The sequence below is a fragment of the Pseudomonas asplenii genome, from assembly GCF_001293465.1.
GTDB classification, from domain to species: Bacteria; Pseudomonadota; Gammaproteobacteria; order Pseudomonadales; family Pseudomonadaceae; genus Aquipseudomonas; species Aquipseudomonas fuscovaginae_B.
Genome location: NZ_JSYZ01000015.1, coordinates 68,221 through 84,349 on the forward strand (window position 1 = coordinate 68,221; position 16,129 = coordinate 84,349).

Genomic DNA, 16,129 nt, shown 5'->3' on the forward strand with positions numbered 1-16,129 from the left:
TGGCAGTGTCGTCGTGGTGAATGGGCGAGTGTTACTGGAGTAGCAGGTCCGACGCTTTCGCGGGCAAGCCCGGCTCCTACCGAGCGTCTTCGGGATACCGATGCCAGCCACCCTCCTGTAGGCGCGTGGCTGGCCCGCGAAGGGGCCATCAGCCGCACGAAACGATCTCAGGCCAGCCCCGACTCCAGTACCAGGCGTTCCAGCCCCGGCAGGTCCGGGATCTTCGCCACCAGCTCGCCGACCTGTACCGCGGCCTTCTCCAGGCGGCACAGTGGCACGTCGACGAAACTCAATTGGCTGTCGAGCTTGTACGAACGCGGGATGCCCTGGATCACCAGGGCGATGAAACGCAGCTCCGGGCGCCCGCCGAGGGTGTTGAGGACCACGATCCGGGCACGCTCGCCCACGGCGATCGCGCCGCCACAAGCCGCCTCGAAGCTGATCAGCGGCAACTGGCGGTCGCGCCAGGTCACCTGGCGCAGGTACCACGGCGGCGCATCGCTGGCCGGCTCGCCGCGCTGGAAGTCGATCAGTTCGGCCACCGCCACGTTCGGCAACAACAGGTAGCGATCGGCCAGGGGCAGCATCAACCCGGTCAGGCTGCTGGCACGGTGTTCATGCATGGGCATGGCTCCAATGGGCGATGCTCTCCAGCAGCACCGATTCCTGGTACGGCTTGCCCAGGTAGTCGTTGACGCCGATCGCCATGGCCCGGTCGCGGTGTTTCTGGCCGGTACGGGAAGTGATCATGATGATCGGCAGGTCCTTCAGGCGTGGGTCGTTGCGCACCCGGGTCGCGACCTCGAAGCCGTCCATGCGCGGCATCTCGATGTCCAGCAGCATCAGGTCCGGGGTGTGCTCCTGCAACAGGGCCATTGCGTCGACACCGTCCTTCGCGGTCAGCACGTTCATGCCGTTGCGCTCCAGCAGGCGGCTGGTGACCTTGCGCACCGTGACCGAGTCGTCCACCACCAGCACCAGCCGTGGCCGCAGCGGTGTGAAGTCGCCCGCCAGGTCGCTCAGCGCCCGCGGTACCGGCACCCAGGCCTGGGACGTGCGGACATGGGCCAGCAGGTCGAGAATCAGCACCACCCGGCCATCACCGAGAATGGTCGCCCCCGAGAGCCCCGACACCGCGGCGAACTGCGGCCCCAGGCTTTTCACCACGATCTCGCGGGTGCCGGCCAGGCTGTCGACCTGCAACGCCACCCGCTGCTCGTTGCAATGCACCAGCAGCAGCGGCAGCGGTTGGCTCAGCCCCAACAGCCTGGGCTTGCTGACGGTTTTCAGCAGTTCGCCCAGGTAACGCAATTCGTAGGTCTGCCCGGCGTACTCGTAGCGCGGCGGATTGCACTGGTAATAGCCTTCCAATTCGCTGGGGAGCACCCGCACCAGGCCCTCGACGGTATTCAACGGCACCGCGTACTGCTCATCACCACACTGCACCATCAGCGCCCGGTTCACCGAGACGCTGAACGGCAGGCGAATCTGGAAGTGCACGCCCTGGCCCTTGATCGAGTCGATGGTCATGGTCCCGCCCAACTGCCGCACTTCCTCATGGACCACGTCCATGCCGACACCACGCCCGGAAATCTGGGTGATGCGTTCGGCGGTGGAGAAGCCCGGCTGAAGGATGAACTGCAACACGTCGCGGTCGCTGATCGGCGTGTCCTCCTCGATCATTCCGCGCTTGATCGCCTTGCGCCGCACCGCGTCGAGCGGGACCCCGGCGCCGTCGTCATGGATGTCGAAAACGATATCACCGCCTTCATGGGACAGGTCGAGGGTGATCCGCCCCTGCTCCGGCTTGCCGGCCGCACGCCGTACTTCGGTGCTTTCCAGGCCGTGGTCGACGGCGTTACGCAGCATGTGTTCCAGCGGCGCGACCATGCGTTCGAGCACATTGCGGTCGACCTCGCCCTCGGCATTGCCGACGATGAAATCGACGTCCTTGCCCAGTTCCGCCGCGACCTGCCGTACCACCCGCTTCAGCCGCGGCACCATGCGCTCGAACGGCACCATGCGCGTGCGCATCAGGCCTTCCTGCAATTGGGTGTTGACCCGGGCCTGCTGCAACAGCAGGTTCTCGGCGTCCTGGTTGCGACCGGCCAGGGTCTCCTTGAGATCCAGCAAGTCGGACGCCGATTCGAACAGGGCGCGGGACAGCTGCTGCAACTGCGAGTGGCGGTCCATCTCCAGCGGGTCGAATTCCTCGTAACCCAGGCGCTCGGCCTCCACCTGCTGGCGGCTGAGAATCCGCCCCTGGGTCTCGGTGTCGAGCCGACGCAACTGGTCGCGCATCCGCTCGATGGTGGTTTCCATTTCGTTGAGCGCGATCTTGGCGTCATTCACCTGCTGCTCGATGCGCCCACGGAAAATCGACGTCTCGCCCGCCAGGTTGACCAAATCCTCCAGCAGATCGGCGGACACCTTGACCATGTCCTGGGGCGGGCGCTCAGCCTCCGGCTCGCTCTTGAGCGGCGCCGGCGGCTCCGCCACCGCTGGCGGTTCGAGCGGCGGCTGCCGGCCAAACGCCTGGATCTCGGCGATCAGGGCATCGGCCGGTGACACCGGCTGCTCGGCCCGCACCGCATCGAGCATCTGTGCCAGACGGTCATGAGCGCTCTGCAACAGGTCGAACAGCCTGTCACCAGGCTGCAGCAGCAGGGTCGACACGCCTTCGTAGAGAAACTCCAGCTCGTGGGCCAGGTCGCCAATGGGGGCGATCTCGACCATTCGCGCACCGCCCTTGAGGGTGTGCAGGTCGCGCAGCAGGTTTTCCACTTCCTGGCGGCTCGACGGCTCGGCGCGCCAGCGTTGCAACGCCGCGCCGGAGCTCTCGATGATGTCGAAACCTTCCTCGAGAAAAACCTCGAGCAGTTCCGGATCTCCACCGGTCGCGGGCGGCTCGACCGATACCGGCGCCAGCGGCTCGGCACCCTGCTGGCGGAACGCCTGGAGGCTGTCGATCAACCGCGCCGGATCGCTCAGCGGCTGCTGCTCCTGCAACTGCTCGAGCATGACGGCCAGTTGGTCATGGCTCTTCTGCAACAGCAACGCCAGTGGCGGCGAATGGCTGAAGCGCCGGTCCAGCAGCCCCTCGTAGAGGTTCTCCAGCTCATGGGCCAGGTCGCCGACCGGACCGACCTCGGCCATCCGCGCGCCCCCCTTGAGGGTATGCAGGTCACGCTGCAGGGCCAGCAGCGAGGCGCCGTTGTCCGGCTCGTCGAGCCAGCGCTGCAACGCCAGCCCGGCACTGTCGAGGATATCCGCCGCCTCTTCGAGGAAGATCGCCACGATCTCGTCGTCCAGGTCCACACGCTCCTCGAGCTGTGCCGCAGCGGTGGCCGCGCCCAGTTCGCTGATGCGTGGAGCAGCGCCACCGTCGTTCCTGATCAGCCCGGTGGCGGACGGGTCGAGTGCCTCGTCGAGCAGCTCGCGCAAGGCGCGGATCCGCACCGGCTGCGGGTTGATCGCCTGGCCGGCGGCCAGTTCGTCGAGCATGTTGATCAGCGCTTCGTGAGCCTGCTGCGCCTCATGGAAAAACCGCTCGCTGACCGCCAGGCTGCTTTCCTCGACAGCCCCGTAGATATCCAGCAGGGCTTCGCACAGCTCGTCCACCGGTTCCAGGTCGGCCAGATGCGCGCCCTGGCCGAGGGTGGTCAGTTCGTCCAGCAGGTCGTTGAGCTCCTGGCGTTCGCCAGGATGCTGCTGCCACCGCTGCAGCAGGCTTTCGGCATCCAGCAGGATATCCATGCCCTGGGCCAGGAAGCTGTTGATCAGTTGCGGGTCGCGGCGGGTGCGCTGGGCGCTGCTGGGTACGCTGAGCAGGGCTTCGAGCCGCGCCGCCAGCAATGCCTCGGCCCGGCGGATCAGTTGCGGCGCACCGTCGATGGCGACCAGCGGATCGTCCGCCAGTTGCTGCAGGCCCTGGCGAAACAGGCCTTCGGCCTCGAACAGCAGCTCGACTTCGTCCAGGTCCAGCGCCAGCAGATGGGCCTTGAACTCGCGCACCAGGTAGTAGAGCGGCGCGGCCAGCTCGGCCATCGGCAGGACGCCGGCCATGTAGGCGCTGCCCTTGAGGGTATGCAAGGCCCGTTGCAGTTCGTCGCTGACCTGCAACGGCAGGTGCTCGGCAGCCTGTTCGAGAAAGTGGTTGAGACTGTCGAGGTGGGCCTCGGCCTCGGCGCGGAAGATTTCCAGCAACTGCCGGTCAAGCGCCTCCACGTCATCCGCCGCCCCGGCGTCTACCCCATCATCGGTGCTCGCCAGGGCATGGGCGCGGGCTGCCAACTGGTCGACATCGTCACGCTGGCGCTGGGCGCCGGCGGCGAACTCATCGACCAGTTCAGGCAGCAGGTGCAGTACTTCGTCGATCAGTTGCGGCACCTCGGGCGCGGGCTCCAGGCTGCGCTCCAGTACCCGGTTGAGCAGGTTCTCCATGGCCCAGGCCAGCTCGGCCAGCACCAGCGCGCGGACCATCCGGCCGCTGCCCTTGAGGGTGTGGAAGGCCCGGCGCAATTCGCCCAGGGCCGACTGGCCGTCGAGATCGGCGACCCAGCGTGGCAGGTAGTCACGCAGGGCATCGAGGACCTCAGCGGCTTCCTCGAGAAACACCTCACGCAATTCGTCATCCACCGGCGGCTCGTCGGACGGCGGCGGCAGCAGGCTACGGGGCACCTGTCGGGCCGGCGGATTGAGTTCCGAGACCGGGGTGGCCAGCATATCGGCCAGGGACTGCACCACATGGGGGTCGTCCAGTTCCTGCAGATCCTGCATCACCAGGGCTTCGGTAGGGCTCAGCGCCTCTTCGAGCAGCGGCACCTCCAGCTCCACCGGCGCATAGCCCAGGGCGTCCAGGCTCTGCTCGACCTTGTCCAGCACCTGCTCGCCCAGGGCCTCGTGGTCTTCCGCCAGGCGTTCGAGGTAGTACTCGATGCCGCTCAGGGCATCGGCGAGACGATCGAGCTGCTGCCAGGGCGGCGAGGCCGGCTCGTCGATCAGGTGCTCGCGGATGTAGTGGTTGCAGGTTTCCAGCAGGCTCGCCGCGCGGCCCAGGGGAATCATCGACAGCGCACCCCGCACCTGGGTCAGCAGGTCGGGCAGTGGCGCCAGGCGCTCGCGGTCCCAGTTGGCATCGATGTAGTCGACGATCAGGTCCTTGGCCTGCTGCAGGCAGAGCAGCGCCTCGCGGATCACGATCTGGTGGATCAGGGTCAGGTCGGTGGTCGGCAGGCCGCTCTCTTCCTGCCCTTGCTGCTCGACCGTGCCAACCATTCCGGCCAGCGTCGCCTCGACATAGAGCAGGGCCCCGGCGACATCCATCAGCACCGCGTCATTCGGTTCGCGCTGGCCCTGGGCCAGGCCCTGGACCACCGCCAACTGGTCGATGATCACCTTGCGCGGCTGGCCGAAACCGAGCACCGCCAGGGTATCGGCGATCTGCCGCAACGGCGCCAGCAGACCGGCCAGGTCGTCGGCGTGCTGGCGATCGCTGCGCACGAACAGGTCCAGCCGCTCCTTGACCCGCACCAGCTCCTCACAGAGGGCCGAGACCACCGAGCGCATGGCGTCGCGGTCGGGGCCGGCCAGGCGCGCGCGCTCCTCGTCGACCACGCGGGTATCCGGCAACGCCTCGTCGAGGCCGTAGCGTTCCTTGAGCACGCGCATCTGCGCGGTAGGCTGCTCGGCCTTGGCCAGGTAGAACAGCAGGCTCTTGAGCAGTTCGTCCGGCGCCGCCTGGTTGATGCCCTCGATACCCTGTTCCAGCAGACGCTTGAGTTCCCGGTCGGCATCCTTGAGCAGGCTGCGCAGTGCCGGGCTGTTGCCGATCGCACCGGCGAGCATGCCTTCGACCAGCGCCGAACCGACCTCCCACAGCGGCGCCAGCGGTGCGCCCTGGCAGAGGCTTTCGAGGCGACCGAACACCTTGGCCATGTAGCCCAGGTTGGTGGCGTCGTCCTGCTCGCGCAGCAGCCCGACCAGGGCGGTCTGCAACATCTGTCGCCACTTGCGCAGCAACCCGGGCAGATCCGGCGGGGCCAGCCGGGCCAGGGCCTCGGCGTCGAGCGGCGGCAGGTCCGGCAGCAGCGGGCTGAACAGGCTGGTTTCCGAAAGCAGGCTTTCGCCACGGGCGCTGCGCAGGTCGTTGAGCAGCGGCAGCACCACCAGCGGCAGATCGCGCCGGGCGCTGTGCACGCGGTCCAGGTACAGCGGCAACTGGGTAAACGCCTGGTGCAGCAGGCTGACGGCCTCGCCAGGTTCGCTGACCCGGCCCTGCTGCAGGGCCAGCACCAGTTGTTCCATTTCCTCGGCCAACAGCGCCGCCCCATAGAACTCGACCATCTGCAGACTGCCGTGCACCTGGTGGATACAGGCCAGGCACTCGGCGATTTCCTCGGCCCCATGCTCCGGCCCGTCGAGGCCGCCCAGGGCCTGCCGGGCCTGCTTCAGGGTGTCGGCGATCTCGCCCTTGACCCACTCCAGGGCCACGTAGTCATGCTGCTGCTCGCTCATGCTCGTACTACCGGGTTTCACGCGCATCTTGCGCTTGGGGCAAGGTAAAGCCGGAGACCGAGCGCCGCAGTTGGCTGGCCATTTTCGCCAGGTTGCCAATGCTCTCGGCGGTAGCGGTCGAACCGGATGAGGTCTGGGTGGTGATCTGCTGGATCACGTTCATGGTCAGCGAAATCTGCCCCGCCGACGAAGTTTGCTGCTGGGCGGCGTTGAAGATGCTCTGGATCAGCGCGGCCAGGGTTTTCGATACCCCCTCGATTTCCTCCAGCGCCACCCCGGCATCCTGCGCCAGACGCGCCCCCCTGACCACTTCGGTGGTGGTCTGTTCCATGGAGATCACCGCCTCGTTGGTGTCGGCCTGGATCGCCCGCACCAGGGTCTCGATCTGCCGGGTCGCGGCGGACGAGCGCTCCGCCAGGCGCTGGACCTCGTCGGCGACCACCGCGAAACCGCGCCCGGCGTCGCCGGCCATGGAGGCCTGGATCGCCGCATTGAGCGCGAGGATGTTGGTCTGCTCGGCAATGTCGTCGATCAGGCTGACGATATCGCCGATCTCCTGGGAAGACTCGCCCAGGCGCTTGATGCGCTTGGCGGTGTCCTGGATCTGCTCGCGGATGTTGTCCATGCCGTGGATGGTGTTGTGCACCACCTCGTTGCCCTTGTTGGCGATTTCCACCGAGCGCTCGGCCACCGCCGAGGATTCGGCGGCGTTGGCCGACACCTGGTCGATGGACTGGGCCATGTCGCTGATCGCCGCGGACGCCTCGCTGATCTGCTGGGCCTGGTGCTCCGAGGCCTCGGCCAGTTGCATCGCGGTGGCCTGGGTTTCCTGCACGGCGGCGGCGACCTTGCCGGCGGTGAGGTTGATGGTCGCGACCAGGTCGCGCAACTGGTCCACCGAATAGTTGATCGAGTCGGCAATGGTCCCGGTGAAGTCCTCGGTCACCGAGGCGGTCACGGTCAGGTCGCCATCGGCCAGGTCCTCGATTTCATCCAGCAGGCGCATGATCGCGTGCTGGTTGCGCTCGTTCTTTTCCGCGGTCTCGCGCAACTGGCGGTTGGTCTCGCGAACCATCACCAGGCCGATCAGGATGATCGAGGCCAGCGCCAGCAGGCCGAGGACATAACCGCCGATGGTGTCGAGGGAACGCCCGCCCGCCAGGTTCTCGAAACCGTTGGCCAGGTGCGAGGCCTCGTCCAGCAGGGTCTGCGACAGGCTGAAGATGCTGCTGGCGGACTCACGGACCTGGAACAGCTCCGGCGAGGTTTCGAGAATCTCGTCGACCGAGCCGGAGACGAATTCGAACAGTTCGGCAATCTCGCCGAGCCGGGCCCGGGCATCCTTGTCCTCGACCTGGGAAATCTTCAGCGCGGCATTGCCCTGCAACATGCCATTGAGCACCTGGCCGAAGCGCGCCGCATCACGACCGAAGGCATCGGCCGCCTGGGACGAGGTTTCGTCGCCGGCCAGCACGGTGTTCACCGCACCGAGAATACGCTCGGCGAGCAACGACTGGCGCTGGGCCATGGCCACCTGGGCCGCCGGCGCTCCCCGCTGCAGGAGGATTTCCACGACCTTCTCGTACTCGACCTGCAACTGCGGCACGGTTTCGGCCAGGGTAGCCGCCACCTGGTGCAGGGACAGCACGGTCTGTTCACTGGCGAGAATCGCATCGGTGTTTTTCAGCAGGCTTTCCCAGTCCTGCTGCACCGCGTGCATTTCATTGCGCACGGTCGGCGGCGCGGCGGGCAGGCCGGTGGACGGGTCGCCCTTCTTCAGGTAGCCCCAGCGCTGGGCGAAGTCGTTGCGCGCATCGCTGAGCAGCTTGAACGCCGCGGCCTTGCCGGAGGCCGCCTCGGTGGCGTTCTTGGCGATACGCTGGGACAGCACGCGCAATTCGCCGGCGTGGCTGATGTACTGCTTGTCGTAGGAGGCCTGGGTGTTCAGGTAGGCGAAGTTGGCGAACAGCAACATGATGAACACGATCAGTGCGATGAACAGCACAATGATCTGTGAACGACTGCGCGAGGCCTGCTCGGGATTGCCGGTTTTGCCTTTGATCATCTCAGGCCTCTGCCTGTACTGCCATGGAAGCGGGCCCCGCGCAAGCCGGACACACGATTAGACTGCAACATCAAGAAACCCCGGAGCCTGCGCCAGGCTGAACGGGCTGAAGACCCACCAGTTGCGCCCACGTTCGAAACAGCCCTGCACGAAGGGCGCGACGACCTGTTCCGGGCGCTCGACCGAATGCAACTGCCGGCTGTCCCGGGGAAAGTGCTGCATGCCCGCCACCTCGTCCACCAGCAGGCCGGCGAACACGTCCTTGTACTCCAGCACCAGTACCCGACGCTGCTTGCGCACGGTCGACAACTCATGACCGAAGAACCCGCACAGGTCCATCAGCGGCAGCAGCCGCCCGCGCAGGTTGGCCACGCCCCTGACCCAGGGCTTCACCCCCGGCAGCAGGGTGTAGCGCGGCTCATGCAGCACTTCGGCCACTTCGCCCATGGGCGCCACGTACCACTGCTCGCCGAGCCGGAAACCGATGCCGCTCCAGGTATCCTGGCGGGCTTCCTGGGACGGCAGGTCCGCCGCCAGCGCCCGACAGCGCTGGTCGATCTCCAGCAGGAGCGCAAAGGCGGTCTGCGATTCGGCCATGGCTGCCGGCCGTCAACCGGCCAGGACGTTGTTCAGGGTCTTGAGCAGGGTTTCCTCTTCGACCGGCTTGGTCAGGTAGTCCCTGGCGCCCTGGCGCGTGCCCCAGACCTTGTCGGTCTCCTGGTCCTTGGTGGTGATGATGATCACCGGGATCGCCGAGGTTTCCGGATCCTTGGTCAGTTGCCGGGTCGCCTGGAAGCCGTTGAGGCCGGGCATGACGATATCCATCAGCACCGCATCGGGCTTTTCCTGACGGGCCAGGGCCACGCCGTCGGCGCCGTTCTCGGCCTTGAGGACTTCATGACCGTGCCTTTCCAGCATGCCGGTCAGTTTGTACATTTCAGTCGGCGAATCATCGACGATCAGGATGCGTGCCATGGTGCTCCCCATTTCTTATAAAGCAGGCGGCCCGGCGGCCCCCCGTCAAAGTGCTTGTTCTACTGCCGCAAATCCCGGGACATGCGCCTTGATCGCCTCCAGCAGTTCTTCCTTGCTGAAGGGTTTGGTCAAGAACTGATCAGAACCGACGATACGTCCCTTGGCCTTGTCGAACAGGCTGTCCTTGGAGGACAGCATGATCACCGGCGTCGACTTGAACGCACTGTTGTTCTTGATCAGGGCGCAGGTCTGGTAGCCATCCAGGCGCGGCATCATGATGTCGACGAAGATGATGCCCGGGTGGTGATCGGCGATCTTGGCCAACGCCTCGAAGCCGTCGACAGCGGTGATGACTTCGCAACCGACATGCTTCAACAGCGTTTCGGCGGTACGGCGAATCGTCTTGGAGTCATCGATGACCATGACTTTCAAGGCTGTGGAATGCTGTTCCATATCTGCTCTACCATCGCCACAGCGACGCATTTTCCAGGGATGCCCGGTTTCCGGGCGCGAAACCCTTGATGCGGAAGGATTTCGTACAGGATGCGAACCTTTTTAGCACAGTCTCCCTACGCAATCCATGCGCGGCCCCCGCCCCAGCTTTTTCCTTGACCGCGAACCTCCACAGCGCCACTCTGACGCCACTTTATCAAGTCATTGCGGCCTTCACGGCCTACAGAGGATATAGCCCATGAGCGTTCGTCTCGGGATTGTCATGGACCCCATCGCGAGCATTTCCTACAAGAAGGACAGCTCGCTGGCCATGTTGCTGGCCGCCCAGGAGCGCGGCTGGACGCTGTTCTACATGGAGCAGCAGGATCTTTACCAGGACGCCGGGGTAGCCCGCGCGCGGATGAAACCGTTGAAGGTGTTCGCCAACCCCGAGCACTGGTTCGAGCTGGAAGCGGAAACCGACGCGGCCCTGAGCGAGCTGGACGTGATCCTGATGCGCAAGGACCCGCCGTTCGACATGGAGTTCGTCTACTCCACCTACCTGCTGGAGCAGGCCGAACGGGCCGGCGTGCTGGTGGTGAACAAGCCCCAGAGCCTGCGCGACTGCAACGAGAAACTGTTCGCCACCCAGTTCCCCCAGTGCACGCCGCCCACCGTGGTCAGCCGCCGCGCCGACGTGCTGCGTGAATTCGCCGCCAGGCACGGCGATGTGATCCTCAAGCCGCTGGACGGCATGGGCGGCACCTCGATCTTCCGTCACCGGGTCGGCGACCCGAACCTGTCGGTGATCCTCGAAACCCTCACCGCCCTGGGCAGCCAGCAGATCATGGCCCAGGCCTACCTGCCGGCGATCAAGGACGGCGACAAGCGCATCCTGATGGTCGATGGCGAGCCGGTACCCTATTGCCTGGCACGCATCCCGGCCAGCGGCGAAACCCGCGGCAACCTGGCCGCCGGCGGTCGCGGCGAAGCCCGCCCGCTGACCGAACGCGACCGCTGGATCGCCGCCCAGGTCGGACCGACCCTGCGGGAAAAGGGCCTGCTGTTCGTAGGCCTGGATGTCATCGGCGAGCACCTGACGGAAATCAACGTCACCAGCCCGACCTGCATCCGCGAGATCGACAACGCCTTCGGCACCCGGATCGGCAGCCTGCTGATGGATGCCATTGAGCAGAAGCTCAAGAGCCGTTGATGTAGAACAGCCGAGATGGAACCAACATTGCGCTATGATGCACCGCCTCCGAAACGCGTGATGTTGGTTTTCTGGTCATGACTCTCCCCGCCGATCTGCCTCCCGAACTCTACCGCACCGGCGTGCGCCCGGCCGACAGGCTCGGCTTTACCCTGTTTCTCGCCGCGCTGATCCACCTGGCGCTGCTGCTCGGGGTGGGGTTCAGTTTCGTCGAGCCCAAACAGGTCAGCAGAACCCTGGAAATCACCCTGGCCACCTTCAAGAGCGAGACCAGGCCGGCCAAGGCCGACTTCCTCGCCCAGGAAAACCAGCAAGGCAGCGGTACCCTGGACAAGAAGGCGATCCCGACCACCACCGAGGTCGCGCCGTTCCAGGACAACACCGTCAACAAGGTGGCCACGCCACCGCCGGCCAAGCCGCAGGTCAGCGAAGCGACGCCCAAGGCGGCGGTCGCCACCGTCGCGCCGAAACCGAAGAAAACCGTCACCCGCCACGAAGAACCCAAGCCCGAAGCCACGCCCAGGGCCGAGACGCCGACCTTCGACAGCTCGCAGTTGTCCAGCGACATTGCCAGCCTGGAGGCGGAACTGGCCAAGGAACGCCAGCTCTATGCCAAGCGGCCCCGCATCCATCGCCTGAGCGCGGCTTCGACCATGCGCGACAAGGGCGCCTGGTACAAGGACGAGTGGCGCAAGAAGGTCGAACGGATCGGCAACCTCAACTACCCCGAGGAAGCCCGTCGCCAACAGATCTACGGCAGCCTGCGGCTGATGGTGTCGATCAACCGCGACGGTTCGCTGTACGAGGTGCTGGTGCTCGAATCGTCCGGCCAGCCGCTGCTGGACCAGGCGGCGCAGCGCATCGTCCGCCTGGCGGCGCCGTTCGCGCCGTTCACCGGCGACCTGTCGGACATCGACCGCCTGGAAATCATCCGTACCTGGCGTTTCGCCCGGGGGGACCGGCTGTCCAGCAATTGAGCGCCATCGTGCTTGTCAGTTCGGCTGCCCAACGCCACACTAGGGTTCATGAAAAACCTCACCCCGACGTACCTCAAGCATCACTTCCTGATCGCCATGCCGCATATGGCCGACCCGAACTTTGCGCAGACGGTGACCTATATCGTCGAGCACAGCGCAAACGGCGCCATGGGACTGGTGATCAACCGGCCGCAATCGCTGAACCTGGCCGATATCCTCGAACAGTTGCGCCCTGATATCGACCCGCCAGCGCTGTGCCAGCATATTCCGATCTATTCCGGCGGCCCGGTGCAGACCGATCGCGGCTTCGTCCTGCACCCGATCGGCAAGACCTACCAGGCCACCGTCGAACTCGAGGGCCTGGCGCTGTCGACTTCCCAGGACGTGCTGTTCGCCATCGCCGATGGCGTCGGCCCCGAGCGCAGCCTGATCACCCTTGGCTACGCCGGCTGGGAAGCCGGACAACTGGAGGCCGAGCTGGCCGATAACGCCTGGCTGACCTGCCCGTTCTCCCCGGAAATCCTCTTCAACACCGATAGCGAAGACCGCCTGGCCGCCGCTGCCGCGCACCTGGGCGTCAACCTCAACCTGCTGACCAGCCAGGCGGGCCACGCCTGATGGCCAATATCCGTCTGTTGCTGGGTTTCGACTACGGCACCCGGCAGATCGGCGTTGCCGTCGGCCAGATGGTCACCGGCCAGGCCCGCGAACTGTGCACCCTCAAGGCGCAGAACGGCGTGCCCGACTGGAACCAGGTCGAAGCCCTGATCAAGGAGTGGAAACCCGATGCGGTGGTGGTCGGCCTGCCCCTGAACATGGACGGCACGCCCAGCGAGATGTGCGCCCGCGCGGAAAAATTCGCCCGCCGCCTCAACGGCCGCTACAACGTGCCGTTCTTCACCCAGGACGAACGCCTGACCACCTTCGAGGCCAAGGGCGAACGCATGGCCAAGGGTGGGCACAAAGGCAGCTACCGCGACAACCCGGTGGACGCCATCGCCGCCAAACTGCTGCTGCAAAGCTGGATCGAAGAAAACCCCGTATCCCCCGAATCCTGACGGCGCCGCGCGTCGTACCGTCTCAGCCCTCGCCGCGCCTGTCGGGCGGGGCCCTTGAAGGAGCCATCATGAGCCTGCCCAATCCCGCCGAACTGATCGACCAGATGGCCGTCCGCCTCAAGGCCCATCTGCAGCAGCGAGCCATCGACAGCCCACGCTACATCGGCATCCGCACCGGCGGCGTGTGGGTCGCCCAGGCGCTGCTCAAGGCCCTGGACAGCGATTCGCCACTGGGCACCCTGGACGTTTCCTTCTACCGCGACGACTTCAGCCAGAACGGCCTGCATCCGCAGGTACGTCCGTCGGAGCTGCCGTTCGAGATCGAAGGCCAGCACCTGGTGCTGATCGACGACGTGCTGATGAGCGGCCGGACCATTCGCGCCGCCCTCAATGAACTGTTCGACTATGGCCGCCCGGCCAGCGTGACCCTGGTCTGCCTGCTGGACCTGGACGCCGCCGAGTTGCCGATCCGGCCGAATGTGGTGGGGGCAACCCTGTCCCTGGCCCCCACGGAACGGGTAAAATTGTCCGGCCCCGCGCCGCTCCAGCTCGAACTTCAAGATCTGGCCCTTCAAGCACCTTAAAAAGAGTCCTCTGCGATGACGCCTCCAGACGCCAAGCGCCCCCTGCAGCTCAATGATCAGGGCCAGCTGCGCCACTTCCTGTCACTCGACGGCCTGCCCCGCGAGCTGCTGACCGAAATCCTCGACACCGCCGACTCGTTCCTCGAGGTCGGTGCCCGGGCGGTGAAGAAAGTCCCGCTGCTGCGTGGCAAGACCGTGTGCAACGTGTTCTTCGAGAACTCCACCCGCACCCGCACCACCTTCGAACTGGCGGCCCAGCGGCTGTCGGCCGACGTGATCTCGCTGAACGTGTCGACCTCGTCCGCGAGCAAGGGCGAAACCCTGCTCGATACCCTGCGCAATCTCGAAGCCATGGCCGCCGACATGTTCGTGGTGCGCCATTCCGACTCCGGTGCCGCGCACTTCATCGCCGAACACGTCTGCCCGCAGGTGGCGATCATCAACGGCGGCGACGGCCGCCACGCCCACCCGACCCAGGGCATGCTCGACATGCTGACCATCCGTCGGCACAAGGGCGGCTTCGAGAACCTCTCGGTGGCGATCGTCGGCGACATCCTGCACTCGCGGGTCGCCCGCTCGAACATGCTCGCGCTCAAGACCCTGGGCTGCCCGGATATCCGCGTGATCGCACCCAAGACGCTGGTGCCGATCGGTATCGAGCAGTACGGCGTGAAGGTCTACACCGACATGACCGAAGGTCTCAAGGATGTCGACGTGGTGATCATGCTGCGCCTGCAGCGCGAGCGCATGACCGGCGGCCTGCTGCCCAGCGAGGGCGAGTTCTACCGCCTGTTCGGCCTGACCACCACGCGCCTGGCCGGCGCCAAGCCGGATGCCATCGTCATGCATCCGGGCCCGATCAACCGCGGCGTGGAGATCGAATCGGCGGTGGCCGACGGTCCGCGTTCGGTCATCCTCAACCAGGTTACCTACGGCATCGCCGTACGCATGGCCGTATTGTCCATGGCCATGAGCGGGCAGACTGCCCAGCGCCAATTCGAGCAGGAGAACGCCCAGTGAAGCTCAGCATTATCGGCGCCCGCGTCATTGACCCGAGCAGCGGCCTGGACCAGGTCAGCGACCTGCACCTGGAAGCCGGCCGGATCGTCGCCATCGGCACCGCACCGGCCGGTTTCGAGCCAAGCGAAAGCCTTGACGCCAAGGGCCTGGTCGCCGCCCCCGGGCTGGTCGACCTGAACGTCGCCCTGCGCGAGCCGGGCTACAGCCGCAAGGGCAGCATCGCCAGCGAAACCCGCGCCGCCGCCGCCGGCGGTGTCACCAGCCTGTGCTGCCCGCCACGGACCAAGCCGGTACTCGACACTTCGGCAGTCGCCGAACTGATCCTCGACCGTGCCCGTGAGGCCGGCAATACCAAGGTGTTCCCGATCGGTGCCCTGAGCAAGGGCCTGGAAGGCGAGCAACTGGCGGAACTGGTGGCCCTGCGTGATGCCGGCTGCGTGGCGTTCGGCAACGGCCTGAACAGCTTCCGCAACACCCGCACCCTGTGCCGGGCCCTGGAATACGCGGCCACGTTCGACCTGACGGTGGTGTTCCACTCCCAGGACCACGATCTGGCCGAAGGCGGCCTGGCCCACGAAGGCGCGACCGCCAGCTTCCTCGGCCTGCCGGGCATCCCGGAAACCGCCGAGACCGTGGCCCTGGCCCGTGACCTGCTGCTGGTCGAGCAGACCGGCGTACGCGCGCACTTCAGCCAGCTGACCAGCGCCCGCGGCGCGGCCCTGATCGCCCAGGCCCAGGCCAAGGGCCTGCGGGTTACCGCCGACGTGGCGCTGTACCAGTTGATCCTCACCGACGAAGCGCTGATCGACTTCTCCAGCCTGTACCACGTGCAACCGCCGCTGCGCACCCGCGCCGACCGCGATGGCCTGCGCGAGGCGGTGAAGTCCGGGGTGATCGGCGCCATCTCCAGTCACCACCAGCCTCACGAGCGTGACGCCAAGCTGGCACCGTTCGGCGCGACCGAGCCGGGCATCAGCAGCGTCGAACTGCTGCTGCCGCTGGCCCTGACCCTGGTGGAAGACGGCCTGCTCGACCTGCCAACCCTGCTCGCCCGACTGAGCGCCGGACCGGCCGATGCCCTGCGCCTGCCGGCGGGCAAACTGGCGGTGGGGGCCGCGGCGGACCTGGTGCTGTTCGATCCGGGCACCTCCACCGTGGCCGGCGAGCAGTGGCTGTCACGCGGCGAGAACTGCCCGTTCATCGGGCATGCGCTCCCGGGGACGGTGCGTTACACGCTGATGGATGGGCGGATTACCCACCAGGCGTAAAAACCGTGGTGCCCCTTCGCG

13 protein-coding genes are annotated in these 16,129 nt (G+C 66.1%); 7 read left to right on the top strand and 6 right to left on the bottom strand.

What is annotated here, in order from left to right; all coding sequences use genetic code 11:
* Nucleotides 1-167: 167 nt before the first annotated feature.
* Genes PF66_RS19055 through pilG form a run of 6 tightly spaced genes read right to left on the bottom strand, consistent with a single transcriptional unit; the run spans nt 168 to nt 10,009 of the window.
* Entirely contained in the window at nt 168-623 is a 456-nt protein-coding gene (locus PF66_RS19055) for a chemotaxis protein CheW (protein WP_054060897.1), read from the bottom strand.
* Entirely contained in the window at nt 616-6,516 is a 5,901-nt protein-coding gene (locus PF66_RS19060; RefSeq protein ID WP_054063534.1) for an Hpt domain-containing protein, read from the bottom strand. The genes PF66_RS19055 and PF66_RS19060 overlap by 8 nt, the downstream gene beginning before the upstream one ends.
* Before the next feature lie 7 nt (nt 6,517-6,523).
* On the bottom strand, nt 6,524-8,581 hold the full coding sequence (locus PF66_RS19065) for a methyl-accepting chemotaxis protein (RefSeq protein ID WP_054060895.1): 2,058 nt from the start codon (nt 8,579-8,581) through the stop codon (nt 6,524-6,526).
* A gap of 57 nt (nt 8,582-8,638) precedes the next feature.
* Complete coding sequence (locus tag PF66_RS19070; RefSeq protein WP_054060894.1) at nt 8,639-9,178, bottom strand: chemotaxis protein CheW; 540 nt, start codon at nt 9,176-9,178, stop codon at nt 8,639-8,641.
* A 12-nt stretch (nt 9,179-9,190) separates the two neighbouring features.
* Complete coding sequence (gene pilH / locus PF66_RS19075) at nt 9,191-9,556, bottom strand: twitching motility response regulator PilH (protein WP_054060893.1); 366 nt, start codon at nt 9,554-9,556, stop codon at nt 9,191-9,193.
* A gap of 45 nt (nt 9,557-9,601) precedes the next feature.
* Entirely contained in the window at nt 9,602-10,009 is a 408-nt protein-coding gene (gene pilG, locus PF66_RS19080; RefSeq protein ID WP_054060892.1) for a twitching motility response regulator PilG, read from the bottom strand.
* Nucleotides 10,010-10,247: 238 nt separating this feature from the next.
* Here pilG and gshB point away from each other — a divergent pair, with 238 nt between their 5' ends.
* The 7 genes from gshB (at nt 10,248) to PF66_RS19115 (ending at nt 16,108) form a co-directional block, all read left to right on the top strand.
* On the top strand, nt 10,248-11,201 hold the full coding sequence (gshB, locus tag PF66_RS19085; RefSeq protein WP_054060891.1) for a glutathione synthase: 954 nt from the start codon (nt 10,248-10,250) through the stop codon (nt 11,199-11,201).
* A 77-nt stretch (nt 11,202-11,278) separates the two neighbouring features.
* Nucleotides 11,279-12,178 carry an energy transducer TonB gene (locus PF66_RS19090; protein WP_054063535.1) on the top strand — a complete coding sequence of 300 codons (900 nt, stop codon included), beginning with the start codon at nt 11,279-11,281 and terminating at the stop codon, nt 12,176-12,178.
* A gap of 48 nt (nt 12,179-12,226) precedes the next feature.
* Nucleotides 12,227-12,796 (top strand): YqgE/AlgH family protein, encoded by a 570-nt coding sequence (locus PF66_RS19095; RefSeq protein WP_054060889.1) that lies wholly within the window; start codon nt 12,227-12,229, stop codon nt 12,794-12,796.
* Nucleotides 12,796-13,236 (top strand): Holliday junction resolvase RuvX, encoded by a 441-nt coding sequence (ruvX, locus tag PF66_RS19100; protein ID WP_054060888.1) that lies wholly within the window; start codon nt 12,796-12,798, stop codon nt 13,234-13,236. Before PF66_RS19095 ends, ruvX begins: the two co-directional genes overlap by 1 nt.
* Nucleotides 13,237-13,304: 68 nt before the next feature.
* Nucleotides 13,305-13,820: a bifunctional pyr operon transcriptional regulator/uracil phosphoribosyltransferase PyrR gene (gene pyrR, locus PF66_RS19105; RefSeq protein ID WP_054060887.1), complete on the top strand. Its 516-nt coding sequence runs from the start codon at nt 13,305-13,307 to the stop codon at nt 13,818-13,820.
* 15 nt (nt 13,821-13,835) lie between these two features.
* Nucleotides 13,836-14,840 (top strand): aspartate carbamoyltransferase catalytic subunit, encoded by a 1,005-nt coding sequence (locus PF66_RS19110; protein WP_054063536.1) that lies wholly within the window; start codon nt 13,836-13,838, stop codon nt 14,838-14,840.
* Nucleotides 14,837-16,108 (top strand): dihydroorotase, encoded by a 1,272-nt coding sequence (locus PF66_RS19115; protein WP_054063537.1) that lies wholly within the window; start codon nt 14,837-14,839, stop codon nt 16,106-16,108. Before PF66_RS19110 ends, PF66_RS19115 begins: the two co-directional genes overlap by 4 nt.
* The last annotated feature ends 21 nt before the right edge of the window (nt 16,109-16,129 follow it).

Excerpts from the sequence above, each read along its gene's own strand:
- pilH (WP_054060893.1), bottom strand. The coding sequence starts at position 9,556 with ATGGCACGCATCCTGATCGTCGATGATTCGCCGACTGAAATGTACAAA.
- PF66_RS19065 (WP_054060895.1), bottom strand. The coding sequence starts at position 8,581 with ATGATCAAAGGCAAAACCGGCAATCCCGAGCAGGCCTCGCGCAGTCGT.
- PF66_RS19060 (WP_054063534.1), bottom strand. The coding sequence starts at position 6,516 with ATGAGCGAGCAGCAGCATGACTACGTGGCCCTGGAGTGGGTCAAGGGC.
- ruvX (WP_054060888.1), top strand. The coding sequence starts at position 12,796 with ATGGCCAATATCCGTCTGTTGCTGGGTTTCGACTACGGCACCCGGCAG.
- pyrR (WP_054060887.1), top strand. The coding sequence starts at position 13,305 with ATGAGCCTGCCCAATCCCGCCGAACTGATCGACCAGATGGCCGTCCGC.
- gshB (WP_054060891.1), top strand. The coding sequence starts at position 10,248 with ATGAGCGTTCGTCTCGGGATTGTCATGGACCCCATCGCGAGCATTTCC.
- PF66_RS19055 (WP_054060897.1), bottom strand. The coding sequence starts at position 623 with ATGCATGAACACCGTGCCAGCAGCCTGACCGGGTTGATGCTGCCCCTG.
- pilG (WP_054060892.1), bottom strand. The coding sequence starts at position 10,009 with ATGGAACAGCATTCCACAGCCTTGAAAGTCATGGTCATCGATGACTCC.
- PF66_RS19070 (WP_054060894.1), bottom strand. The coding sequence starts at position 9,178 with ATGGCCGAATCGCAGACCGCCTTTGCGCTCCTGCTGGAGATCGACCAG.
- PF66_RS19090 (WP_054063535.1), top strand. The coding sequence starts at position 11,279 with ATGACTCTCCCCGCCGATCTGCCTCCCGAACTCTACCGCACCGGCGTG.
- PF66_RS19110 (WP_054063536.1), top strand. The coding sequence starts at position 13,836 with ATGACGCCTCCAGACGCCAAGCGCCCCCTGCAGCTCAATGATCAGGGC.
- PF66_RS19095 (WP_054060889.1), top strand. The coding sequence starts at position 12,227 with ATGAAAAACCTCACCCCGACGTACCTCAAGCATCACTTCCTGATCGCC.